This is a genomic window from Bradyrhizobium sp. USDA 4369 (assembly GCF_054056435.1).
In genome coordinates this window covers 2438429-2463704 of record NZ_JBSRYH010000001.1, presented here as the reverse complement: position 1 = coordinate 2463704, position 25276 = coordinate 2438429, and the positions used below count along the sequence as shown (strand labels likewise).

General features: G+C 67.4%; 18 protein-coding genes and 1 pseudogene. 14 read left to right on the top strand and 5 right to left on the bottom strand.

What is annotated here, in order from left to right; translation table 11 throughout:
- Positions 1-7: 7 nt before the first annotated feature.
- From ACVIJ6_RS11190 to ACVIJ6_RS11180, 3 genes are all read left to right on the top strand, one after another.
- On the top strand, positions 8-793 hold the full coding sequence (locus ACVIJ6_RS11190; RefSeq protein ID WP_456772758.1) for a pentapeptide repeat-containing protein: 786 nt from the start codon (positions 8-10) through the stop codon (positions 791-793).
- Between the two features lie 428 nt (positions 794-1221).
- A complete protein-coding gene (locus ACVIJ6_RS11185; RefSeq protein WP_456772757.1) occupies positions 1222-2025 on the top strand; it encodes a nucleotide-binding protein in 804 nt (267 codons plus the stop codon).
- A 365-nt stretch (positions 2026-2390) separates the two neighbouring features.
- The gene (locus ACVIJ6_RS11180) at positions 2391-3137 is read left to right on the top strand and encodes a nucleotide-binding protein (RefSeq protein ID WP_456772756.1); all 747 of its coding nucleotides are present in this window, start codon (positions 2391-2393) and stop codon (positions 3135-3137) included.
- Here the strand turns inward: ACVIJ6_RS11180 and ACVIJ6_RS11175 are convergent.
- Both ACVIJ6_RS11175 and mutM read right to left on the bottom strand, forming a co-directional pair.
- Positions 3132-3641, bottom strand: a complete 510-nt coding sequence (locus ACVIJ6_RS11175) for a Crp/Fnr family transcriptional regulator (RefSeq protein ID WP_456772755.1) — start codon at positions 3639-3641, stop codon at positions 3132-3134. The genes ACVIJ6_RS11180 and ACVIJ6_RS11175 overlap by 6 nt on opposite strands.
- Positions 3642-3712: 71 nt before the next feature.
- A complete protein-coding gene (mutM, locus tag ACVIJ6_RS11170) occupies positions 3713-4594 on the bottom strand; it encodes a bifunctional DNA-formamidopyrimidine glycosylase/DNA-(apurinic or apyrimidinic site) lyase (protein WP_456772754.1) in 882 nt (293 codons plus the stop codon).
- 105 nt (positions 4595-4699) lie between these two features.
- Between mutM and ubiE the strand changes: the two genes are divergently transcribed.
- The 11 genes and pseudogenes from ubiE (at position 4700) to trxA (ending at position 22069) form a co-directional block, all read left to right on the top strand.
- Positions 4700-5461: a bifunctional demethylmenaquinone methyltransferase/2-methoxy-6-polyprenyl-1,4-benzoquinol methylase UbiE gene (ubiE, locus tag ACVIJ6_RS11165; protein ID WP_456772753.1), complete on the top strand. Its 762-nt coding sequence runs from the start codon at positions 4700-4702 to the stop codon at positions 5459-5461.
- A complete protein-coding gene (ubiB, locus tag ACVIJ6_RS11160; RefSeq protein ID WP_456772752.1) occupies positions 5458-7032 on the top strand; it encodes a 2-polyprenylphenol 6-hydroxylase in 1575 nt (524 codons plus the stop codon). The genes ubiE and ubiB overlap by 4 nt, the downstream gene beginning before the upstream one ends.
- Positions 7033-7212: 180 nt before the next feature.
- Positions 7213-8640: a bifunctional phosphopantothenoylcysteine decarboxylase/phosphopantothenate--cysteine ligase CoaBC gene (gene coaBC, locus ACVIJ6_RS11155; protein WP_456772751.1), complete on the top strand. Its 1428-nt coding sequence runs from the start codon at positions 7213-7215 to the stop codon at positions 8638-8640.
- Positions 8637-9095: a dUTP diphosphatase gene (gene dut, locus ACVIJ6_RS11150; RefSeq protein WP_456772750.1), complete on the top strand. Its 459-nt coding sequence runs from the start codon at positions 8637-8639 to the stop codon at positions 9093-9095. The genes coaBC and dut overlap by 4 nt, the downstream gene beginning before the upstream one ends.
- A gap of 188 nt (positions 9096-9283) precedes the next feature.
- Positions 9284-11792, top strand: a pseudogene (locus ACVIJ6_RS11145) (PAS-domain containing protein).
- Positions 11789-13318, top strand: coding sequence for a tRNA (adenosine(37)-N6)-threonylcarbamoyltransferase complex ATPase subunit type 1 TsaE (tsaE, locus tag ACVIJ6_RS11140; protein ID WP_456772749.1), 1530 nt, complete (start codon positions 11789-11791; stop codon positions 13316-13318). Before ACVIJ6_RS11145 ends, tsaE begins: the two are co-directional and overlap by 4 nt.
- Before the next feature lie 174 nt (positions 13319-13492).
- A complete protein-coding gene (locus ACVIJ6_RS11135) occupies positions 13493-13798 on the top strand; it encodes a PilZ domain-containing protein (protein WP_011942611.1) in 306 nt (101 codons plus the stop codon).
- A gap of 148 nt (positions 13799-13946) precedes the next feature.
- Entirely contained in the window at positions 13947-14669 is a 723-nt protein-coding gene (locus ACVIJ6_RS11130) for a nucleotidyltransferase family protein (protein WP_456772748.1), read from the top strand.
- A gap of 364 nt (positions 14670-15033) precedes the next feature.
- Complete coding sequence (gene addB / locus ACVIJ6_RS11125) at positions 15034-18180, top strand: double-strand break repair protein AddB (RefSeq protein WP_456772747.1); 3147 nt, start codon at positions 15034-15036, stop codon at positions 18178-18180.
- Positions 18174-21647, top strand: a complete 3474-nt coding sequence (gene addA / locus ACVIJ6_RS11120; RefSeq protein WP_456772746.1) for a double-strand break repair helicase AddA — start codon at positions 18174-18176, stop codon at positions 21645-21647. The genes addB and addA overlap by 7 nt, the downstream gene beginning before the upstream one ends.
- Positions 21648-21748: 101 nt before the next feature.
- Positions 21749-22069, top strand: coding sequence for a thioredoxin (gene trxA / locus ACVIJ6_RS11115; protein ID WP_011942615.1), 321 nt, complete (start codon positions 21749-21751; stop codon positions 22067-22069).
- A 100-nt stretch (positions 22070-22169) separates the two neighbouring features.
- On the opposite strand, the gene ACVIJ6_RS11110 is transcribed toward trxA, so the two are convergent.
- The 3 genes from ACVIJ6_RS11110 to accD are packed head-to-tail and all read right to left on the bottom strand — an operon-like array spanning position 22170 to position 25201.
- Complete coding sequence (locus ACVIJ6_RS11110; RefSeq protein WP_456772745.1) at positions 22170-22910, bottom strand: metallophosphoesterase family protein; 741 nt, start codon at positions 22908-22910, stop codon at positions 22170-22172.
- A 12-nt stretch (positions 22911-22922) separates the two neighbouring features.
- The gene (locus ACVIJ6_RS11105) at positions 22923-24266 is read right to left on the bottom strand and encodes a bifunctional folylpolyglutamate synthase/dihydrofolate synthase (RefSeq protein WP_456772744.1); all 1344 of its coding nucleotides are present in this window, start codon (positions 24264-24266) and stop codon (positions 22923-22925) included.
- Positions 24263-25201, bottom strand: coding sequence for an acetyl-CoA carboxylase, carboxyltransferase subunit beta (accD, locus tag ACVIJ6_RS11100; RefSeq protein ID WP_456772743.1), 939 nt, complete (start codon positions 25199-25201; stop codon positions 24263-24265). Before accD ends, ACVIJ6_RS11105 begins: the two co-directional genes overlap by 4 nt.
- Positions 25202-25276: the final 75 nt, after the last annotated feature.

The following is a 25276-nucleotide window of genomic DNA, read 5'->3' as shown; positions in this document are numbered from 1 at the left end:
GGCGACGATGTCCGAGCACGACCACGACGCCCTGCGCCGCGCCTTGCAGCGCAGCGCCAGCCTGACGGCCACGGACCTCTCGGAGTTCAGCTTCGATGACGACACGCCCGACTCGGCGCAATTCGTGAACTGCAGCGCCGATTCCACCCGCTTTGTCGGCGGTGGACTCGCGCTGTCACGATGGACGACGACCCGGTTCAGCCACTGCGAATTCGCGAACGTGAATTTCTCGGGTGCACGGTTCGAGGAATGCCGCTTCTTCGACGCCGAGCGCGCCCAGGGCTGCACGTTCCGCTTCTGCGACCTTCGTGGCGCGGTCTTCCGCAACTGTGACCTGATGCTCACGACCTTCAACGCCTGCGAGCTATGGGACGTGACGTTTTCCGATTGCCGGATGTCCGGCGTGGTGTTCGAGAAGCCGGCCTTTGCCTTTTCGTCGGCGCGCACCAGGTCGAAGAAGCCGGTGCGGCTGGCGGGCACGTTCGAGCGCTGCCGGATGGACAATGCGGTGCTGCGCGAGACCGACCTGTCCTCGCTCCGCATTCTCGACTGCAATCTCTCCGGCGCGGAGCTGCAGGGCACCTCGCTGGTCAATGCCTCGCTGCGCGGCAGCGATCTCAGCCATGCGGCCTTGCGTCTGGCCGACCTCTCGGGAGCGGACCTGCGCGGCGCCGACCTCACGGGTTTCGACCTGCAGGACATCAAAAGCTTTTCGGGCCTGCAGATCTCGGCGAGCCAGCAGCATCATCTGCTGCGCAGTCTCGGCATCGACGTTTTCGCCGATGAGGCGTGACGCGCCGCCGCTGCGGTGCGGTGCGTTGACCGCGGCGTTTACGCAAAATTAAGCATGACATTTTAGAAAAAATTAAGGGCCCGACGGCGGCCGGCGAGGATCTGACGTGCAGGATCGCGACTGCACGGGAGGAGGCTCGACGATGCCGAACCCTTGCCCGCGGCATGCAGCCGCTGACTTCCTAGCACCTTGCTATCAACTCGGAACGGCTCCCGCCGTAATCAACCGGTCTGTGCAAGCCCAGGCCGCGCGTGAAATAGTTCGAACAGTTTTGTCGGCGTGCTGATTCGGACCACCGCGATCCCTCGTTCTGCGTCGGATCGGGCCGGGACTGTCCTGAGCGAGAATAGCTCTGCACCGCGCTACCGCGATGCGCTCAGCTTTGGCGTTCTCATTGGTTCCGTCAACATCCGAAGGACTGTCTCCCGATGTACACGATCGTTTTGGCCACGCAGAAGGGCGGCAGCGGCAAGAGCACGCTGGCTATTGGTCTGGCCGTGGCTGCGCAGCAGGCCGGCCATAGAGTGCGAGTGATCGAGACCGATCGCCAGGGCACGCTGTCGAAATGGCAGGCGCGCCGCACGACGGACGAGCCGATCGTCGAAGCCGTTTACGACGCGAAGATGATCGAGACGCGCCTCGCGGCGCTCGCCAGCGACGGCGTGACTGTCTGCGTGATCGATACCGGGGCGGGCATCACCGCGTCGACCACCGCGGCGATCCGCTATTGCGATCTCTGCCTGATCCCGGCGCGCCCCAGCGTCGCTGACATCGAGGCCACGGCGCCGACGCTGAGCGTCGTCAGAGCTTGGCGCAAGCCGTTCGCCTTCGTGCTCAACCAGGCCCCGATCCGCGGCGGCCACCGCATCACCGACGCGACCACCGCGCTCGATGCCGACGCGCCGCGCGATATCGCCGAGGTGCTGGCGCAACCCTTCATCATGATGCGCAACGACCACCAGGATGCGCTCGCCGCCGGCCTCGGCGTCAGCGAGTTCGATCCCGGCGGCAAGTCGGCACAGGAGATCAAGAGCCTGTGGCGCTGGACCGCCGGCAAGCTCGCCGGCGACCACGTCATGAATGAGGCAGGCGAGCTGAAGGAGGCGAGCGAGCACGCCGAGGTCGAATTCCCGATCATGCTGACGCCGCCGGCCGAGGAACCCAAGCTGCCGGTGACCCGGGTCTATCCCACCTGGGCCGACAATGGCATCAACTGGAAAGCCGGACTGTAGGCCGCGCTCCGGCGCTGCGCCCCTCTACGCACACGCAAATGATTCGCCGCCTATCCGGCCGCTCGCCAAACGAGCGGCCGGATATTTTTGCGCGATCCTCATCCGCAAACGCGATCGGATGCTACGACCCACGTCACACAACTATCAACTCTGCGCGGCGCGCGCCTGCTGCGCGTCTGACATTTACATTCGTCACACAAGTGTCATAGTTGCTGCGGGACGTGAAAGCTTGCGATTCGAGTCATGCCATTCGAGTCGATCCGCTCACAGGCGAGCGATCAGCAGCAATCCTGCCGGCGGTTCGAACGGTGCTTCCGTTGCGGGGGTCTGCAACCGGCTTTTGCGGACCAGCGGGGGATCGCATGATGCGCACGATCGTATTGGCCACGCAGAAGGGCGGCAGCGGCAAGAGTACGCTGGCGATGGGATTGGCCGTGGCCGCACAACAGGCCGGCGAAATTGTTCGCCTGATCGAGACCGATCCGCAGGGCACCTTGTCTTATTGGCAGAGCTGCCGCGGACTGGCCGAACCCCTCGTCGAACCCATTCAACAGCCCGCTGATATCGGCCGCCGCCTCGATGCGTTCGCGCGAGGCGGCGTCACGCTCGCCGTCATCGACACGTCGAGCGGCATCAATGAACTGACCCGCGTCGCGATCGAGCAGGCCGATCTGTGCCTGGTGCCGGCGCGCCCCTGTGTCGCGGACATCGTTGCATCGGCGCCCACCGTGAAGATCATCCGGGCCAGCCACAGACGGTTCGCCTTTGTGCTCAACCAGGCGCCGCATCGTGGCCCGCGCGCCAGCGAAGCGGCGAACGCGCTGTGCCACAACGATCGCGATCTCGCCGATGTCGTCGCCAAACCACTGGTCACATTACGCAACGATCATCAGGATGCGCTGGCTGCCGGATTGGGAGTCACCGAATTCCATGCCAGTGGAAAATCGGCCAGCGAGATCCGGCTGCTGTGGCAGTGGGTCGAGACGCGACTGATCGAAGTTGACGAGTCGCGCATGCGGCTCTCGCCACGGACCGAGCTGCATTCCCTGCTGACCAACGCCGTCGCGACCTCGGCGAACGAGGCGAGTTCATCCTGGGACGCCGGTCTATAGCAGGTCGGCGTCGCCGCGGATCGACCGCGATCCCGCCTCCCGCATCTCCAGCGCCTTGATGCGCGCGTCAGCACGGCGCAGCCGGCGGCATAGCTCGCGATTGATATTCTGCATCACGATCACATAAGCGTGGATGTCGGCCTTGTAGAACGCATAGAGCTCTCGTGCCGTCAGCTCGTACAGCACGGTCGGCGTTTCCGCGACCACCGTGGCCGACCTGTTCTGCATTTCCAGCAAGGTCATCTCACCGAAGAAGTCGCCGGGCGTGAGGCTCGACATCCTGATGACGCCGCCGGTCTCCAGGCGCTCGCTGACGCCCAGCGTCCCGCTGTGCACGACGAACATCGCGCGTCCCGGTTCGCCCTCGGCGACGATGGTGTCACCGTTCGCAAACCGGCGCTCGACCAGCCTCGCGACCAGCAGATCGAGGCTCGAATCCGACAGGCCGCCGAAGAACGGCGTGGCAAGCAGGAATGCCTTCAATTCGGGCGCGCTGACAGCCATGGCAGCAGTATACGCCGGCCCCCTGCCCCTACAAGCGCACCGCGGTCCGTTCAGGCACGCCAGCCGTCACCTCACCGCTGGCACTTCGGACACCAGAAGGTCGAGCGGCCGTTCTGCACGAAGCGTTTCACCACGCCGCCGCAGCCGTCGGTCCGGCACGGTTCGCCCTCGCGGTCATAGACTTGGAACGAGTGCTGGAAATAGCCGAGCTCGCCGCTCGTCTGGCGGTGATCACGCAGCGACGAGCCGCCGGCGCGGATCGCCTCGTTGAGCACGGTGTGGATCGCCTCGACCAGCCGCCTGGCATGATCGGTCGGCTCGCCCTTCCTGGTGGCGAGCGTCGCCGCCAGCCGTCGCGGCGACAGATGCGCCCGGAACAGCGCCTCGCAGACATAGATGTTGCCGAGCCCGGCGACGACGCGCTGATCGAGCAGCGCCGCCTTCAGGCTGGTCTTCTTGCCCGCGCAGGCCGTTGCCAGCATCGTCGCGTCGAATTCATTGCCGAGCGGCTCCGGCCCGAGATCCTTCAGATGCGGCTCGCGCTCGATCTCGCCGCGGCCGATGATCTTCATGAAGCCGAACCGGCGCGGATCGTTGAACACGATGTCGGCGCCCGAGGACATGTGAAACACCACGTGATCATGCACGCTGTCCTTGCCGCGCGGATAATGAAACTCGCCTGGCGTCTCCTCATGCTCAGGCTTGATGACCCGGAACGAGCCGGACATGCCCAGATGCATCAGCAGCACGTCGCCCGAGCTGAGATCGGCCAGCAGATATTTGGCGCGGCGGCCGAGCCCCCTCACGGTCTGGCCCTGCAGGCGCTTCGCAAAATCGGGTTGGAAGGGAAACCGGAGATCGCCGCGCCGCGCTTCGGCGGTGACGATCTTGGCCCCCTCCATGACCGGCTGCAGCCCGCGCCGGACGGTCTCGACTTCGGGCAGCTCAGGCATGGCGGTTCATTTCACCTTTTGCGTCCACGACCATTCACCTTGTCCAGCTGACGTGATAGCGCCTTGGCCGCACCGGCGCTATGGTGCCGTATCGGAGTAAGGGTGATGGATCAGACGGACCAGACCACTCATTTCGGCTTCAGGGACGTTCCGCTGGGCGAGAAGCAGACGCTGGTGAACGACGTGTTTCACAGCGTGGCACAGCGCTATGACCTGATGAACGACCTGATGTCTGCAGGACTGCACCGCGTCTGGAAGGACATCATGATCAACACGCTGAACCCGCCGAAGAGCGATGCGCCGTTCGCGCTGCTCGACGTCGCGGGCGGCACCGGCGACGTCTCCTTCCGTGCCGCCAAGAAGGCGGGTGCAGGCTTTCACGCCACCGTCTGCGACATCAATGGCGACATGCTCGAGGTCGGCCGCCAGCGTGCGCTGAAGCAATATCTCGAGGACAAGGTGTCGTTCGTCGAGGGCAATGCCGAGAAGCTCGCCTTTCCCGACCGGTCCTTTGACGCCTATACGATCGCCTTCGGCATCCGCAACGTGCCGCAGATCGAGCTGGCGCTCGCCGAGGCTTATCGCGTGCTCAAGCATGGCGGCCGCTTTCTGTGCCTGGAATTCTCCACCGTCGAGGTGCCCGGGCTCGACAAGCTCTACGACCTGTTCTCGTTCAACGTGATCCCGCAGCTCGGCCGCGCCGTCACCGGCGATGCCGAGTCCTACCGCTATCTCGTCGAATCGATCCGCCAGTTTCCGCGTCCCAATGCCTTCGCCGAGATGATCTCGGCGGCGGGCTTCTCGCGCGTCTCCTGGCAGACCCTCTCCGGCGGCATCGTCGCGCTTCATTCCGGCTGGCGTTTGTGATCTCCGCACTGACCCATATCACGCGTCTCGCCCGGGCCGCCTTCGTGTTCGCGCGCGAGGGTGTGTTCGGGGCTGTCGACCCGAGCCTAGCGCCGCCGCCCGGCCAACTTGCGCTGAAGCTGGCGCGTCTCGTCGAGCGTCCCGGCGCCAAGTCCGGGCCGCGGCTGTCCCGCGCCCTGGAGCGGATGGGGCCGGCCTATCTCAAGCTCGGCCAGTTCCTCGCGACCCGGCCCGACGTCGTCGGCGTCGTCATGGCGCGCGATCTCGAATCCTTGCAGGACCGGCTGCCGCCGTTTCCGCAGGCCGAGGCCGAAACTGTCATCGCGACCGCGCTGGAGCGGCCGATCAGCCAGGTGTTCGTCTCGCTCAGCGCCCCGGTCGCCGCCGCCTCGATCGCCCAGGTCCATCGCGGCGAGGTCGAGCGCGACGGCATCCGCCACGCCGTCGCCGTCAAGGTGCTTCGGCCGAACGTGGCCGCACGGTTTCGCCGTGACCTCTCGGACTTCTTCTTCGTGGCCGAGAAGGCCGAGGCGCATTCGTCGGAAGCGCGCCGGCTGCGCCTCGTCGAGGTCATCAACACGATGTCGCGCTCGGTGGCGATGGAGATGGATCTCCGTCTCGAGGCCGCCGCGCTGTCGGAGATGGCCGAGAACACGCGCGACGATCCGGACTTCCGCGTGCCGACCGTCGACTGGGACCGCACCGCGAACAACGTCCTGACCATGGAGTGGATCGACGGCATCGCGCTGAACGACCACGCCCGCCTCGCCCAGGCCGACGTCGACCTGCCCGACATCGGCCGCAAGGTGATCCAGAGCTTCCTGCGCCACGCCCTGCGCGACGGCTTCTTCCATGCCGACATGCATCCGGGCAATCTCTTCCTCGACAAGGAAGGGCGTCTCGTTGCGGTCGATTTCGGCATCATGGGCCGGCTCGGCATGAAGGAGCGGCGTTTCCTCGCCGAGATCCTGCTCGGCTTCATCACCCGCGACTATCGCCGCGTCGCCGAGGTGCATTTCGAGGCCGGCTACGTGCCGCCGCATCATTCGGTGGAGAATTTCGCGCAGGCCATCCGCGCCATCGGCGAGCCGATCCACAACCGCACGGCCGAAGAGATTTCGATGGCCAAGCTGCTGACCCTTCTGCTCGAGGTCACCGGCCTGTTCGACATGCGCACCCGGCCAGAGCTGATCCTGCTGCAGAAGACCATGGTGGTGGTCGAGGGTGTCGCGCGCGGCTTCGACCCCAAGCTCGACATCTGGAAGATCGCCGATCCCGTGGTGCGCGAATGGATCGAGCGCAATCTCGGCCCGCTCGGCCGCATCGAGGGGGCCGTCACCGGCATCGGCGAGCTCGCCCGGCTGACCGCGACCTTGCCGGTGCTCGCCGCGCGCGCCGCCGCCGTGCTCGAGCACATGGAAACCATGACCCGCGACGGCCTCCGCCTGTCACCCGAGACTATCGCCGCGATGGGCCGCACCGAAGGCAAGAAGAGCCGCTGGCGTGCCATCGCGCTGTGGGTCATCGCGCTGACCTTCATCGGCATCCTGTTCGCAGTGCTCCGGCTGTGACGCCGTGAGAGCCCAGCTCTCACCGCGAGCACGGCGCACCTCTGCCCCTCCCCGTAAGAACGGGGAGAGGGAGCAGACCGCCTGCTCGGCGACAGCTCCCTTCAGCTCTCGAAATACGATTGCACTGCCTGCAAGTTTTGCTAGCATTGCCTTCATAAGGACAATGCTGGGGAGGCGGTCATGGCCAGCCTGACCATCCGCAAGCTCGACGAGACGCTCAAGACCTATCTGCGGCTGCGCTCGGCGCAGAATGGCCGCTCGGTCGAGGAGGAAGTCCGGGTCATCCTGCGCGGACTGATCGAGCCGGCGGATCCGTCCGAACCGCCGACGGCGCCGCCCACGCCGGCCGCCGTGCCCGAGTCGATGGTGCCGCAGCCCGGCGTCGCACGCGAAGCCCGCGTCACCCTGATCATCGGCGGCGGCATCGCCGCGTACAAGTCGCTCGACCTGATCCGGCGGCTGAAGGAGCGCCACATCCAGGTCCGCTGCGTGCTGACCAAGGCGGCGACGCAGTTCGTCACCGAGCTCGCCGCGTCGGCGCTGTCGGGCGAGCGCGTCTTCACCGACCTGTTCGATGCGCGCAGCGAGTTCGATGTCGGCCACATCCGGCTGGCACGCGACTGCGACCTGATCGTGGTGGCGCCGGCCACTGCCGATCTGATGTCCAAGATGGCGCAGGGTGCCGCCGACGATCTCGCCAGCGCGGTGCTGCTCGCCGCGAGCCGGCCGATCCTGCTGGCGCCGGCCATGAACCCGATGATGTGGAGCAACCCGGCCACGCGCCGCAACGCGGCCACGCTGCAGCGCGACGGCATCCAGATGATCGGGCCGAATGCCGGGGAGATGGCCGAAAAGGGCGAGGCTGGCGTCGGCCGCATGGCCGAGCCGACCGAGATCGCCGACGCCGTGGTGGCGATGCTGAAGCCGCCGACGCCGCGCCCGCTGGCCGGCCGCCGGGTGCTGATCACGGCCGGGCCGACCCATGAGGCGATCGACCCGGTACGCTACATCGCCAACCGCTCCTCCGGCAAGCAAGGCTTTGCGATCGCCGCTGCCGCCCAGGCCGCCGGCGCCGATGTGCGGCTGATCGCCGGTCCGGTCGAGCTGACCGATCCCAAGGGGGTCAGGGTCACGCATGTCGAGTCGGCGCGGCAGATGCTCGACGCGGTCGAGGCCGAGCTGCCCGCCGACGTCGCGATCTTCGCCGCGGCGGTCGCCGACTGGCGCGTCGCCCATGAAGGCGGCCAGAAGCTGAAGAAGACCGACAAGGCGATCCCGCCGCTCACACTGGTCGAGAACCCGGACATCCTCGCCACCATCTCCAAGCTGAAGGAGAAGCGGCCGGGACTGGTGATCGGCTTCGCCGCAGAGACCGAGCATCTGCTGGACAACGCCAAAGCCAAATTCGCGCGCAAAGGCTGCGACTGGATCGTTGCCAACGACGTCTCGCCCGCGACCGGGGTGATGGGCGGCGACCGCAACACCGTGCATCTCTTGACGAAGGATACCGAGGGCGTCCATGTCGCGTCCTGGCCGATCATGACCAAGGACGAGGTCGCGACCGCTCTGGTCGCCGAGATCGCCCGAACGATAGGACCCGCCGCGTGACCGAGACGATTGCGATCGACGTTCAGATCCTGCCGCATGGCGAGGGCCTGCCGCTGCCGGCCTATCAGACCGCGCATGCCGCCGGCATGGATCTGCTCGCCGCTGTTGCCGCCGATGCGCCGCTGGTGCTCGACCCCGGCAGTCAAGCGATGGTTCCGACCGGTCTGTCGCTGGCGCTGCCGGACGGCTATGAGGCGCAGGTGCGGCCCCGCTCGGGGCTGGCGGCGCGGCACGGCGTCACCGTGCTGAATGCACCCGGCACGGTCGACGCGGACTATCGCGGCGAGATCTGCGTGCTCTTGATCAATCACGGCAAGGAACCGTTTACGATCCGCCGCGGCGAACGCATCGCGCAGATGGTGATCGCTTCCGTCGCACGCGCCGCGCTTTCCATCACCACGACATTGTCGGCGACGGCGCGCGGCAGCGGAGGCTTCGGGTCGACGGGCCGTTGAAACACGGGTCGCCACCATTTGGACTCGAAAGCGCCGATCGATAGACGCATTTTCCTCACACGCAACCACCGTTCACGGTCTGGACTCTTACCGCTGGAGTCCCGAAGCGGGTATTGTTGATTGATTCGTGAAACGGCGCGGTCGACGCGATCGGCGCCGCGCGGAACTTCGTGCGGTTTGGGGCAAAAATGTCGGGCGTGATCGTGGTGATGCGTCAGACGCTGCTGTCATGCACGTCACTCGCGCGCAAGGGCCTGATCGGGCTCGCAGCGACCGCGCTTGCTCCGGCGACACCGGGTTTTGCAGGCAATGGCGTGCCGGCGGATGCAGTCACGACGCTGTTCGAATTGAGCCGTCAGGACGTCGCCGAGGTGACGGCGATGCTGGCGCTGCTTGGCTTCTCGGTGGTCGCCGCCGTGGCGCTGGTGCGCACGCGGCTGGCAGCCGCACGCAAGGAAGCGCGGCTGCGTGCCGATGTCGCCGCGCTGCAGCTGCAGGCCGATCGCTACCGCGCGCTGCTGTTTGCCGAGCCGCAGATCCTGATCGCCTGGCCGGCCGGCGGCCATCGCCCGCAGATCTCCGGCGACACCTCGATGCTCGTGCCCCAGGATCAGCCGCAACGCATCCTCGCCTTCGGCAGCTGGCTGCCGCCGGAGCCGGCGCTGCAGCTCGATCGCGCGGTCGATGCGCTGCGCGAGGCCGGCGAAGGCTTCCTGCTGCATCTCACCAGCTCGCATGGCCATGCCATCGAGGCGATGGGCCGCGCCATTGGCGGTCAGGCCATCGTGCGCATCCGCGAATTGTCGGGCCTGCGCCGCGAGCTCGCCGAGACCCAGCTGAGGTTCAAGGCGCTCGGCGAGGAGACCGAGTCGCTGCGCGCGCTCGCCGCCGCCCTGCCCTGGCCGGTCTGGGCGCGGCAGGCCAATGGCGCGCTCACTTATGTCAACGCCGCCTATGCGCGCGCCGCCGACGCCCGTGACGTCCCCGACGCGATCAGCCGCAATCTCGAACTGCTCGATTCCGCCGACCGCACCGACCTGCAGCGCGCGCTTGGCGCCGCCGGCCGCTTCGAGGGCCGGCTGCCGATCGTGACCGGCGGCGAGCGCCGCATGCACGATGTGCACGCCTTCACCTTGAGCAATGGCAGCGCCGGCGTCGCCATCGATGCCAGCGAGGCTGCAGCGCTGCGCACCGCCCTGGTGCGCATGGCCGAGGCGCATCGCCGCACGCTCGACCAGCTTTCATCCGGCGTCGCCGTGTTCGATGGCCAGCGCCGGCTCTCTTTCTACAATGATTCCTATCGGCGCCTGTGGGATCTCGACCCCGCCTTCCTCGACAGCCAGCCGGACGATTCCTCGGTGCTCGACCGCCTGCGCGCCGCGCGCAAATTGCCCGAGCAGGCAGACTTCCGCGCCTGGAAGGCCAAGCTGCACGAGGCCTATCGCGCCGTCGAGGCGGCCAAGGACACCTGGTTCCTGCCGGATGGCCGCGCGCTCTCCGTGGTCACCACGCCCAATCCGGAAGGCGGCGTGACCTATCTGTTCGACGATGTCACCGAGAGCTTCGCGCTCGCCCGCCGCTTCGACGGACTGATCCGGGGTCCAGCGCGAGACGCTCGACAGCCTCGCCGAGGGCGTCGCGGTGTTCGGCTCCAATGGCCGCGTCGAGCTGTTCAATCCCGCTTTCGCCAAGATGTGGCGGCTGTCACCGGATCAACTGCGCGAGCATCCGCACATCGACGCCGTCGAATCCTGGTGCCATCAGCTGTACGACGACGCCGTCGCCTGGCGTACCATCCGCGAGGCCATCACCTCGATCGAGAACCGTCTCGACATCGCGCTGAAGCTCGAGCGCAAGGACGGCAGCGTCCTCGATTGCATGAGCCGCCCCTTGCCCGACGGCGCGACCATGCTGACCTTCCAGGACATCACCGACACCGAGAATGTCGAGCGCGCGCTGCGCGAGAGCAACGAGGCGCTGGAAGCCGCCGGGCAGATGAAGATCGACTTCGTCCACCACGTCTCCTACGAGCTGCGCGCGCCGCTGACCACGATCATCGGCTTCGCGCATTTCCTGTCCGACCCGTCGACCGGGCCGCTGACGCCGAAGCAGGCCGAATATCTCGACTACGTCACCAAATCGACCAACGCGCTGCTGGCCCTCACCAACAACATTCTCGACCTCGCCACCATCGACGCCGGCGCGATGAAGCTCGAACTCGGGCCGGTGGACGCCGCCAAGGCGATCGAGGCTGCGGCGGAAGGCGTGCAGGACCGGCTGGCCACCGACCGCATCCGCCTCAAGGTCCAGGTCGATCCGAATGTCGGCACCTTCGTCGGCGACGAGCGCCGCGTCGTGCAGGTGCTCTATAATCTGCTCGCCAATGCGGTGGGCTTCTCGCCGCAGGATTCGACCGTCCTGGTCAGCGCCCGCCGAACCGACCACAGCGTCGCGTTCTCGGTCACCGATTCCGGACCCGGCATTCCGCCCGATCTCAAGGACCAGATGTTCGACTGGTTCGTCAGCCGCTCGCAGGGCTCGCGCCATCGCGGGGCCGGACTCGGCTTGTCGCTGGTGCGCTCCTTCGTCGAGCTGCATGGCGGCAAGGTGCGGATGGATTCGGTGGTCGGCAAGGGCACCACGGTCACCTGTGACTTCCCGACCGACCACATCGCGCAACGCAACGCCGCGGAATGACGGACCGACTGACATTCACCACCGCGCTGGCGGACGAGACCGCGACCGCCGCCTTGATGGCCGACCTCGCTTTGCTGATCGGCCCGGGCGTGCTGATCACGCTCACGGGCGATCTCGGCGCCGGCAAGACCGCTGCGGCACGGGCGATGATCCGCTACCTCGCCGATGATGCCGAGCTCGAAGTGCCGAGCCCGACCTTCACTCTGGCGCAGAGCTACGATCTGCCGAGCTTCGCGCTAGTGCATGCCGATCTCTACCGCATCAGCGATGCGTCGGAGCTGGAGGAGATCGGCCTGTCACCGCTGCCCGAAGCCACGGTCGTGCTGATCGAATGGCCGGAACGCGCCGGCGGCGAGCTGCCGCATGATCGCATCGACATCGCGCTGCGCCACGATGCATCCCAGGGCGACACCGCGCGCAGCGCCGAGATCACCGGCACCGGCAAGGCCGCCGCGATCGTCGCGCGTCTCAAGGTCCTGCGCGAATTCCTCACCGAGGCCGGCCACGCCAAATCCCGCCGCGAACGCATGGCCGGTGACGCCTCGACCCGGTCCTATGCGCGGCTCCATAAGGGCGAGCGCGTCTTCATCCTGATGAACTCGCCGAAGCGGCCCGATGGGCCGGCGATCTACAACGGGAAGCCCTACAGCGGCGCCGTGCATCTCGCCGAGGACGTCCGCCCCTTCGTGGCCATTGCCGGCGCGCTGCGCGGCCGCGGCATCTCGGCGCCGAAGATCAACGACGCCGATCTCGACCACGGCTTTCTCATCACCGAGGATCTCGGGCACGAGGGCGTGATCGAAGGCGATCCGCCGCGACCGATCGTGGAGCGCTACGAAGCGGCGACCGACCTGCTGGCCGCGCTGCATGCGCAGGACGTGCCATCGGTGCTGCCGCTGGCGCCGCAGGTCACCTACACGGTCCCGATCTTCGACGCCGACGCGATGCTGATCGAGATCGGTCTGATGCTCGAATGGTACCTGCCGGACCGCGGCGTCGCGCCGTCGCAGGTGCTGCGCGCCGAATTCCTGGAACTCTGGCGCGACCTGCTCGACGCGCCGTTGGCGGCCAGGCCGACCTGGGTGATCCGCGACTATCACTCGCCGAACCTGCTGTGGCTGCCGGCCCGCAAGGGCATCGCCCGGGTCGGCGTGATCGACTTCCAGGACGCCGTGATGGGCCCGCCGGCCTATGACCTGGTGTCGCTGGCGCAGGACGCGCGCATCGACGTGCCGGCGGACATCGAGCAGGCGCTGCGCACGCGCTATATCGCCGCGCGGCAGGTGGCGTCCACCGCGTTCGACGCGGAGGAATTCGCCGCGCACTACGCGATCATGGCCGCCCAGCGCAACACCCGCCTGCTCGGCACCTTCGCCCGCCTCAACCGCCGCGACGGCAAGCCGCAATACCTCAAGCATCAGCCCCGCATCTGGGACTACCTGCACCGCGCATTGTCCCACCCAGCCCTCGACCCCGTGCGTGGCTGGTACGCGGCGAATGTGCCGCCGCCGGTGGGCGTGGCGTAAGCGCGAACGTTTTCTGAAGACTGACAATCAAGCGCTCACTGCCACCCTTTCCCGGAGGGGGAGGGTGGCCGAGCCACACGCTTCCCAGCCTCCCCGTAGCTTTACCGGTTCTTAGCCGTCTCCCTTTACCTTGCCGCCGCGGCGCCGGGCAGCGCCGCGTGGATGGAGGTTGCGATGGCAGAGCGAATGAAGGGCGAGCGCGTCGTCTTCGAACGCGGCATCCCGGCTTTCATGATGGGCATCGACGGCACCTGGCGGCGCAACTGCACCATTGAGGACGTCTCCGAGACCGGCGCCAAGCTGACCGTCGAAGGCTCCGTCGAGGGACTGCATCTGAAGGAATTCTTCCTGCTGCTGTCGTCGACCGGCCTCGCCTACCGGCGCTGCGAGCTGGCCTGGGTCAATGGCGACCAGATCGGCGTCACCTTCCTGAAACAGGGCAAGAAGAAGGCCAACAAGCGCGCGGCCGCCGAAGCCTGACACGGACCGCTGCGGCATCTTGCATCACGACGGCGCTGCCGTCGTCGCATATTCGTCATCCCGTCAGGCTATCGCAACCGACCGAGACGATAGCTGAATTTGCGTGGTATGATTCGCGTCGACCACCTTTGATCGAGATGTTTCGAAGATGCCCGTCCAGCCGCACAAAGCCATGGTCCTCGCCGCCGGTCTTGGATTGCGCATGCGCCCGCTGACGGAGACCATGCCCAAACCGCTGGTGCGCGTCGCGGGCCGTCCGCTGCTCGACCATGTGCTCGACCGCCTCGCCGAGGCCGGCGTCACCGAAGCCATCGTCAACGTCCATTATCTCGCCGACCAGATCATCGCGCACACGGCGGCGCGAACCGCGCCGCACGTGACCATCTCCGACGAGCGCGATCAGGTGCTCGGCACCGGCGGCGGCGTGGTCAAGGCGCTGCCGCTGCTCGGCCATCAGCCGTTCTTCCACGTCAACTCCGACACGATGTGGATCGAGGGCGTGCGCCACAATTTGTCGCGCCTCGCCGATGCCTTCGATCCGGAGCGCATGGACATCATGCTGCTAATGGCCCCGACCGCGACCTCGATCGGCTATTCGGGCCTCGGCGACTACGCGATGCTCGCCGACGGCACCTTGCGCAAACGCCGGGAGCACCAGGTTGTCCCGTTCGTCTATGCCGGCGCCGCGATCATCTCGCCGGCGATCTTCGACGGCGCGCCGAAGGGCGAATTCTCGCTGACCCGGATGTTCGACAAGGCCAACGAGCAGGATCGCCTGTTCGGCCTCCGCCTCGAAGGCGTCTGGATGCATGTCGGCACGCCGGCCGCGGTCATGGAAGCCGAGGAAGCGCTGATGGAGAGCGCGGCGTAGCCGGGCGAAGCCGCCGGCTCACATTCGGCATCGCCCCGAAACGTGGCGATTATTCACCGTCATTGCGAGCGCAGCGGCGCAGCGAAGCAATCCAGGGCTCCGGGCGTGACTCTGGATTGCTTCGCTGCGCTCGCAATGACGACGAGTGGGCAGCAGGTTCCGACAACTCCGCTGTCATCGCCCGCGAATATCAAGCCGGGCGATGACAGCGGAGGGGATGGGTGCAGATCGGGCTCCTGCCCACGGCACCTCCCAGCACCGGAACGGAAGGTCACGCAGCTATCAACACCCATCCACACCCCCGATATGACCTGCGCCCGATCGCTCCCTATATAGATGCCTCGATCAACGCGAATCGCAGGCCATGCGCGTCTTCACTGTTCCGATCTCGGCCCCGTTCCTGCGCAGCGTGATCGCGGCGCTGGTGGACGGCCGGCTGGTCGACGGTTTTGAGGCGCGCAGCGATCCGGCGCGGCTCGCGACTGCGACGCTGTATCTGCCGACGCGCCGCTCGCTCCGTGTCGCGCGCGAAATGTTCCTGGACGAGCTGAAGACCGACGCCGCAGTGCTGCCGCGCCTCGTCGCGCTCGGCGACATCGACGAGGACGAGCTGGCCTTCGCCGAGGATCGCGACGCGTTCCTCGGCCCGGCGCCGCTGGAAATTCCCGAGCGGCTCGACGATTTGCAGCGCCGGCTCACTTTGGCGCGGCTGGTGGCGGCCTGGGCCAAGACGCCGGTGTCGGCGCCGCTGGTGATCGGCGGTCCCGCCTCGACCTTGGCGCTGGCCGGCGACCTCGCGCGGCTGATCGACGACATGGTGACGCGCGGCGTGTCATGGGAGGCGCTGGACGCGCTGGTGCCGGACCAGCTCGATAAATACTGGCAATATTCGCTGGAGTTTCTGCGCATCGCGCGCACCGCGTGGCCGGCCTATCTGCAGGAGATCGAGCGCATCGAGCCGGCGGCGCGGCGCGACCTGCTGATCGCGGCCGAAGCCGCCCGGCTGTCGGCACATCCCGATGGACCCGTGATCGCTGCAGGCTCGACCGGCTCGATGCCGGCGACCGCAAAATTCCTGCTTGCAGTGGCAAAGCTGCCGCATGCCGCCGTGGTGCTGCCTGGGCTCGATACCGACCTCGATGAAGCCGCATGGAGTTCGATCGGCGGCGCCAAGGATCGCGCCGGCCGTGTGATGACGCCGCCCGCCGTCAACCATCCGCAATATGCGATGCACCTCTTGCTCAAGCGCTTCGGCCTGGAGCGGCGCGACGTGATCCGGCTCGCGCATCCCGGCCGCGGCGGGCGGGAGGTGCTGATATCAGAAGCGATGCGGCCGTCGGAAGCCACCGCCGTCTGGCATGAACGGCTGCGCCAGCTCGACGTCGCCGCCAACATCGCCGAAGCAATGGACGACCTCGCCGTGGTCGCCGCGCCCAATCCGGAGATGGAGGCCCTGGCGATTGCGATCGCCATGCGCGAGGCCCGCCATCTCGGCAAATCGGCCGCCCTGGTGACGCCGGACCGCGCGCTGGCGCGCCGCGTGATGGCGGCGCTGACACGCTGGCACCTGACCTTCGATGATTCCGGCGGCGATGCGCTGTTGGAAACGCCGGCCGGCATCTTCGCCCGCCTCGCTGCCGAGGCCGCCGCGCGCGGCCTGGAGCCGTCGACCTTGCTGGCGCTGCTCAAGCATCCGCTGTGCCGCGTCGGCCGCGCCGCCCATGGCTGGACAAGCGCAATCGAGACGCTCGAACTCGCGATGCTTCGCGGGACGCGGCCGCAAGCCGGCACAAATGGGCTTGCACGCGACTTCACCCGCTTCCGCGACGAGCACACCAGGCTGCATCAGGGCGAAGCCTCATCGTTGCACCGGGCCGAGCCCCGCGCGCGCCTGAGCCCCGAGCAGCTCGACCGCGCCGGCGCGCTGATCGCGCAACTGCAGACCGCGCTGGCGCCGCTGGAAAATCTCGCCTCGCCGCGCCCGCAGGATTTCGCCGAGCTCGCGGCGCGGCATCGCGAAGTGCTGATCGCGCTGTCGACTGATGATGTCGGTCTCAGCACCGCCTTTACCGACCGCGACGGCGCGGCGCTGGCGCGCTGCTTCGATGATCTGCTTGCCCCCGGCGAGCGCTGCGGCCTGATGGCGCCGCTGTCGGACTATCCGGATCTGTTCCACACCGCCTTCTCCGACCGCGCGGTGCGCCGCCCCGAGCGCCATGGCGCGCAGCTGCAGATCTATGGCCCGCTCGAAGCCCGCCTGATGCAGGCCGACCGCATGATCATCGGCGGTCTCATCGAAGGCGTGTGGCCGCCGGCGCCGCGCATCGATCCCTGGCTGAGCCGCCCGATGCGGCACCAGCTCGGCCTCGATCTGCCCGAGCGCCGCATCGGCCTGTCAGCGCATGACTTCGCGCAGCTGCTCGGGGCCCCCGAAGTCATATTGACCCACGCAGCGAAATCCGGCGGCGCGCCGGCCGTGGCCTCGCGCTTCCTGCACCGGCTCGAAGCCGTTGCCGGCGCCGAGCGCTGGAAGGCCGCTCTCGCCCGTGGCGAGACCTACGTCCGCTATGCCGAGGTGCTCGACCAGCCCCCCGAAGTGAAGCCGGTCGAACAGCCGGCGCCGAGGCCGCCGCTGGCGGCGCGTCCGCTGCGCATGTCCGTGACCGCGATCGAGGACTGGCTGCGCGATCCCTACACCATCTTCGCGCGCTACATCCTCAGGCTCGATCCGCTCGATCCGGTCGACATGCCGCTGTCGGCGGCGGATCGTGGCTCGGCGATCCACGAGGCGATCGGCGAGTTCACGCAAACCTATGCCGATGCGCTGCCGCCGGATCCCGCGCGCGTGCTGCGGCAGATCGGCGAGAAGCACTTTACGCCGCTGATGGAGCGCCCCGAGGCGCGGGCGCTGTGGTGGCCGCGTTTCCAGCGCATCGCTGGCTGGTTCGCGGCCTGGGAAACCGCGCGGCGCGCGCAGATCGGTGCCATCACTGCGGAGATCCGCGGCGAGATCGGCATTCCCTTGTGTCCCGACCGGACCTTCATCCTGTCAGCCCGCGCCGACCGCATCGAGCGCCGCGCCGAGGGCACCTATGCCATTCTCGACTACAAGACCGGCCAGCCGCCGACGGCCAAGCAGGTGCGCATGGGCCTGTCGCCGCAGCTCACCTTGGAAGCGGCGATCCTGCGCGAGGGCGGGTTCGACGGCATCCCCGCCGGCAGCCTGATCAGCCAGCTCGTCTATATCCGGTTGTCCGGCAACAACCCGCCGGGCGAGGAGCGCATTCTCGAATTGAAGATCAACAAGAGCGACACGCCGCAGCATCCGGACCAGGCCGCGCAGGAGGCGCGCGCCAAGCTCGAAGCGCTGATCCGCAGCTTCGAGGACATCAATCAAGGCTACACCTCGCTGAACCTGTCGATGTGGGCCAACCGCTACGGCGCCTATGACGACCTCGCCCGCATCAAGGAATGGTCGGCGGCCGGTGGTCTGGGAGTGGAGGAATGGTGAAGGCGCCGCGTCCCATTCCGCAGGCCGTGCGCGACGCGCAGACGCGCGCGTCGAACCCGGCGGCGTCGGCCTTCGTCTCGGCCAATGCCGGATCGGGCAAGACGCATGTGCTGGTGCAGCGCGTGATCCGGCTGCTGCTCGACGGCGTGCCGCCGGAGAAGATCCTCTGCATCACCTTCACCAAGGCCGCCGCCGCCAACATGGCCGAGCGCGTGTTCTCGACGCTCGGTCATTGGGTGACGCTCGACGACGACGCGCTCGACGACGCCATCAGATCCACCGGCATCCTCGCGCCCGACAAGAAGCTGCGTGCGTCGGCGCGCAAGCTGTTCGCCAGCGCGCTGGAGACGCCGGGCGGGCTGAAGGTACAGACCATCCACGCGCTGTGCACCCGGCTGCTGCAGCAATTCCCTTTCGAGGCCAATGTGCCGGCGCGGTTCTCGGTGCTCGACGAGCGCGACCAGACCGAGATGATGGAGCGCGCCAATCTGAAGGTGCTGCTCGACGCCGCGCGTGCCCCCGACAGCGCGCTCGGCCGCGCGCTGCAGGTCGCGATGGCCAACGCCGCCGACTCGACCTTCAAGGAGGTCGTGCGCGAGGCCTGTCTCAGCCGCGATCATTTCATGGCCTGGACCGACGGCGCGGGCCGCGTCGAGGTGGCCGCGCAGCAGCTTGGGCAAGTGCTCGGCATCGCGCCGGACGAGACGCTGGAGGCGATCGAGCGTGACATTCTCGATGGCCCCAATCTGCCGCGCGCGGACTGGACCGACATAGCCGCCCGGCTCGATGGCGGCGCCAAGACGGACCAGAAGCAGGCCGACCAGCTCCGCGCCGCGCTGGCGTTCTCGGGCAGCGATCAGGTCGACGAATATCTCCGCGTGTTCCTCACCGAGGACAAGGAGCCACGCAAATCGCTGCTGACGAAGAAATTCGCCGACGCCAACCCTGGGCTCGCCGGCCTGTTCGAGTCCGAGGCGCGCCGGCTCGACCGCCTGATCGAGAAGCGCCGCGCCGCGGTTGTGCGCGACCGCACCGAGGCGCTGCTGCAGATCGCGACCGCCGCCGCCGCCAACTATCGCCGCGAGAAGGAGGAGCGCGGTCTGCTGGATTATGACGACCTGATCGACAAGACGCTGGTCATGCTCAACCGGGTCTCCGCCGGCTGGGTGCACTACAAGCTCGACCGCGGTGTCGATCACGTGCTGATCGACGAGGCGCAGGATACGAGCCCCAGGCAATGGGACATCGTCACCCACATCATCGAGGAGTTCACCGCCGGAGCCGGTGCGCGCGACGGGCTGACACGCACGATCTTCGCGGTCGGCGACGAGAAGCAGTCGATCTTCTCGTTCCAGGGCGCGGATCCGCATGAATTCGATGCCCGCAGACGGCAACTGCAGAAGCGCTTCACCGACGCCGGCCTGCTGTTCGATCCGGTGTCCTTCACCTATTCGTTCCGCTCCGGCCCGACCGTGCTGCACGCCGTCGACCACGTGTTTCGCGAGCGCGAGGTCTACAGCAGCATCCATTCGCCCGACATCGGCTATCCCGTCCACAACTCGCTGACCGATGCCGGGCCGAGCCTGGTCGAGCTGTGGAGCCTGTGCGAGCGCGACGACCGCAAGGAGATCGAGGGCTGGCGCGCGCCGTTCGACGGCGTCTCCGTCACCAGCCCCGAAGTGAAGCTGGCACGGCGCATCCAGGCCGAGATCAAACGGCTGATCCGCGCAGGCACCATGACCGGGCATGACGGCGCGCGGCGGCGGCTCAGCTATGGCGACATGCTGATCCTGGTGCGCCGGCGCGGCACTGCATTCGATGCCGTGATCCAGGCGCTGAAGCATGCCGAGATTCCCGTCGCGGGCGCCGACCGGTTGAAGCTGACCGAGCATATCGCAATCATCGATCTGATGAACCTCGCCGACGCTTTGCTGCTGCCGCAGGACGACCTCGCGCTGGCCATCGCGCTGAAGAGCCCGCTGTTCGGCCTCGACGATGACGACCTGTTCAAGCTGGCGTGGCAGCGCCGCGGCGCGCTGCGCGATGCGCTCACGGCGCACGCCGCCGAGGACGCCCGCCTGCAGGCCGTGCTGCGCCGGCTGCAGCAATGCGAGCGCCGGGCCGCGGAGGACACTCCCTTCGCGTTCTACGCCTGGCTGCTCGGCGGCGATGGCGGCCGGCGCCGCATCCTGGCGCGGCTCGGCCACGAGGCCAATGACGCGCTCGACGAATTCCTCGAAATGGCTTTGTCCTACGAGCGCAAGGCACCGGCCTCGCTGCAAGGCTTCGTCGCCTGGCTGCGCGCCGCCGATACCGAGGTGAAGCGCGACATGGAGATCTCGCGCGACGAGATCAGGGTGATGACCGTGCACGGCGCCAAGGGCCTCGAAGCGTCGGTGGTGTTCCTGGTCGACACGACGTCATCGCCGGCGGATTCGCAGCGGCTGCGGCTGATTCATGTGCCGCATGGCGACCAGGAAATCGTGGTCTGGGCCGGACGCAAGTCGGATGATCCGCAGCCTGTCGCGTCAGCACGCGCGGCGATGCTCAAGGAGACCGAGGATGAGTATCGCCGGCTGCTGTATGTCGCGATGACGCGCGCCGCGGATCGGCTGGTCATCGGCGGCTGCATGCCCGGCAACATGACCAACGTCCGCGGCGGCAGCTGGTACGACCTGATGGCGCGCGGGCTGGACGCGGCGGGCCTCCAGGTCGAGGTGATCGAGACCGAGGACGGGCCGATCAAGCGCTACGCGCGGGCGGAGGACATCGCGGAGACCGCCAAGGATGAGGCGCGACGCATGGTGGAGATTCCCGTGGAGCTGCCGGCGTGGCTGCGCACGGTCGCCGCCGAGACACAAGGCGAGGTCGCCGTGCTTAGGCCGTCCGATCCCTCCGCCGACGAACGGCCGGTACGCTCCGGCGAATCGCTGGCGGCGCGCAGCCTCGCGATGCAGCGCGGCACCTTGGTGCACCGCCTGCTGCAGTCCTTGCCGGAGGTCATGCCGGAGCGGCGACGCGACGCCGCGTTGCGCCACCTGCTGCGCAATGCCGCCGACTGGCCCGAGGAGCAGCGCGCAGGGCTCGCCGAACGCGTGCTCGCCGTGATCCAGGCCCCGCGGTTCGCCGCGGTGTTTGCGCCCGGCAGCCGGGCCGAAGTGTCGATCGTCGGGCGTCTCACCCTGCCCGGACAGCCGCGCGCGCTGGTGTCTGGCCAGATCGACCGTCTCGTCGTGACCGAAGCCGAGGTGCTGATCGTCGACTTCAAAACCAACCAGCAGCCACCGTCGGAGTTGGCCGAGGTGCCCCCGGCCTATGTCCGCCAGCTCGCGCTGTACCGCGCGGTGCTCGGCCAACTGTATCCTGGGAGAGCGGTCCGGGCCGCCCTGCTCTGGACCGAAGCCCCTGAATTCATGGAGATTCCGGCCTCCGCGCTGGACGCCATGCTGCTATCCGATCCCGTCTGAGTGAGCGCGCTTGACCCGGCATCGCCCCATTCATACTTTCACCCCCACGCTGCGGCGGCGCCACATCAGCGCCGCTCCCTCCAACCGAACGAGGTAATCCCATGGCCGTTGGCAAGGTTTCCGACGCCGATTTCGAAAGCGAAGTGCTGCAGGCGGACGGCCCGGTCGTCGTCGATTTCTGGGCCGAATGGTGCGGCCCCTGCCGCATGATCGCCCCTGCCCTCGACGAGATTTCGAGCGCGATGGGCGACAAGGTCAAGATCGTGAAGCTGAACGTCGACGAGAGCCCCAAGACGGCCTCGAAATATGGCGTGATGTCGATCCCGACCTTGATGGTGTTCAAGGGTGGCGAGATGGCCTCCCGCCAGGTCGGCGCTGCGCCCAAGGCGAAGCTGCAGCAGTGGATCTCGTCCGCGGTCTGACGCTCGCGGGGCTGAGCATTTTTGTCGAGCGGCCGGCGCAATCGCCGGCCGTTTGCGTTGAGAAGGGTGTTTTCAGCGTTTCCCGGTTTCGACGCGAACTCTACCGGATCCAGCCGGTCGCCAGCGCCGACGCGAATTCGGTGTCGCCATTGGCGCGGGCCAGCGCCGCCATCGGCAGATGGTCGTAGGGAACGTGGCGGAACGCCACGCTCCAGCCGGCCGGCTGCAGCTCCAGGATCGCGTAGCGGGCGTCGGGCGTGCCGGCCTCCACGACATGCGGATGCGGGACATTGTAGGAGTAGCCGGGGCTGCCGACGCTGCCGGGGTTCACGATCAGCCGTCCATCGCGCAGACGCACGGCGCGCGCGGTATGGGTATGGCCGCACAGGATCAGCGGCTGCGCAATGCCGGCGGCGATCGTCTCGATGTCGTCGCGCGGCGCGCAGGTGATCGCCCCGTCGGACGCGACACGCTCCAGCCAGTAGACGTTGTCGTTCTCAGGCGTGGCGTGACAGAGAAACACCTGCTCGCGATACACCGCCGTCGCCGGGATCGAGCGCAGCCAGTCGAGATGCTCGGTGCCGAGCTGGGGGTAGGCTGGGCGCTCCCAGCCGCCCATGGTCTCGAACGGCCGGTCGATCAGCCAGCGGTCGTGATTGCCGCGCACATGCACGGCGTCGAGCGTCATCAGCCGATCCATCGTGCGGCGGGCATCGAGCGGACCGCTCGCCATGTCGCCGAGATTGACGATGTCGGTCACACCTTGCGCCCGGATGTCGGCGAGCACGGCGTCGAGCGCGAGATGGTTGCCGTGGATATCGGCGATCGCGGCGAAGCGCATGTGCTATTCCCCTCAACTCGGTGGCGTGCCGTTGAGATCGAGCACGTGACCCGCGAGATAGAGCGACCCGGTGATCAGGATTCGCGGCGGCGCCTCATAGGCGAGGCGCGCGATGCCGGCGAGCGCTGACGCCACGCCATCGGCGATCTCGACGCGCATGCCGAGCGTGCGCGCGGCCGCGGCGAGATCGACCGGCGCCATCGCCTTGCTCTCGTTCGGAATCGGCACGACGATGATATGGCGCGTCAGCCCGGCGAAATTGGCCAGGAAAGCCGCCGCATCCTTGTTGCCCATCATGCCGACGATCACGACGAGTTGCCGCGAGACGCGCTCTTCGAGATCGCCGAGCGCCGCGGCGACGACGCGACCCCCTTCAGCATTATGCCCGCCGTCGAGCCAGATCTCGGCTCCTTGCGGCCCCAGCGTGGTGAGCGCACCGCTCGACAGCCGCTGCATGCGCGCCGGCCATTCGGCGTTGACGATGCCGTCCTCGAATGCCTTGGTGGTGAGCCTGAACTGATCGATCGCGCGCAAGGTCGCGATGGCCAGCCCCGCATTGTCGAACTGGTGGCGACCGAACAATCTCGGCGCTGGCAGATCGAGCAGACCGCGATCATCCTGATAGACCAGCCGATTGCGCTCGACGCTCACATGCCAGCTCTCACCGGCTGCGAACAGCGGCGCGCGCTGCCGTTTGGCCTCGCGCTCGATCACCGCCATCGCATCGGGCTCCTGCGCCGCCGAGATCACCGGACAGCCACGCTTGATGATGGCGGCTTTTTCAGCGGCGATCAGCGCGCGCGTGTCGCCGAGGAAATCCATGTGGTCCATGCTGATCGGCGTCAACACGGAGGCCGCGACCCGCTCGACCACGTTGGTCGAATCGAGCCGGCCGCCAAGGCCGACTTCGAGCAGAACGACATCGGCAGGATGCTGCGCGAACAGCAGGAAGGCCGCGACAGTCTTGACCTCGAAGAAGGTGATCGGCGCGCCGGCATTGACGCGCTCGCATTCCAGCAGCGCGGAGATCAGCTCGTCATCATCGACCAGGACGCCGCCGCCGACCTTGCCGAGCCGATAGCTCTCGTTGATACGCACCAACCAGGGTGAGGTGAAAACGTGGACCCGCAGACCGGCGGCTTCGAGCATCGCGCGCAGATAGGCGACCGTCGAGCCCTTGCCGTTGGTACCGGCGACATGGATCACCGGCGGCAGCTTGCGCTCGGGATGGTCGAGCTGCGCGAGCAGGCGCTGCATGCGTTCGAGCCCGAGCGAAATCCTGCTCGGATGCAGCGCAGAGAGTCGCGCGATCAACTCGTCGAGCGAAGGCCGTGGCTGGGCGGCGAGTTCGTTCACGCGGTCGGCGCGACCGCCGGCGCATCCGTGGACTCGGCCGCCTTGGCCGGCGGCGGCAATTGCGGCGCCGGCTTCGCATGTTCGATCGCCGGCGATTTGGTCAGCAGGCGGCACAGCCGCGCCAGGGTCGGACGCAGGTCGTGACGATGCACGACCATGTCGACCATGCCGTGGTCGAGCAGATATTCGGCACGCTGGAAGCCTTCAGGCAGCTTCTCGCGAATGGTCTGCTCGATGACGCGGGCGCCGGCGAAACCGATCAGCGCGCCGGGCTCGGCAATGTGGACGTCGCCGAGCATCGCATAGGAGGCGGTGACACCGCCGGTGGTCGGATTGGTCTGCACGACGATATAGGGCAGCTTGGCCTCGCGCAGCATCTGCACCGCGACGGTCGTGCGCGGCATCTGCATCAGCGACAGGATGCCCTCCTGCATGCGCGCGCCGCCGGACGCCGCGAATACGATGAAGGGTGACTTCTTCTCGACCGCGAGCTCGAGCCCGCGCACGATCGCTTCGCCGGCCGCCATGCCGAGCGAGCCGCCCATGAAGTCGAAATCCTGCACGGCGATGACGACGCCCATGCCTTCGAGCTTGCCGAACCCGACCTTGACGGCATCGTTCATGCCGGTCCGCGCCCGCGCATCCTTGATGCGATCGGCGTAGCGGCGCTCGTCACGGAACTTCAGCGGATCGGGCGTCACGTCCGGCAACGCGACATCGAACCAGGTTTCGTTGTCGAACATCGATTTCAGCCGGGCGGTTGCGCCCATGCGCATATGGTAGTTCGAGCCTGGAATGACGAACTGGTTGGCCTCGACGTCCTTGTAGAACACGAGCTGTCCGGAATCCGGGCACTTGATCCAGAGGTTCTCCGGCGTCTCGCGGCGCAGGATGTTGCGGATCTTCGGCCGGACCACATTGGTAAGCCAGTTCATGAGAAGCTCCGTGTTGCGGTCGCCGGGATATATGGCGGGGCGGCAGCGTCACGGCAAGCCGGCCGGGACGCCCCG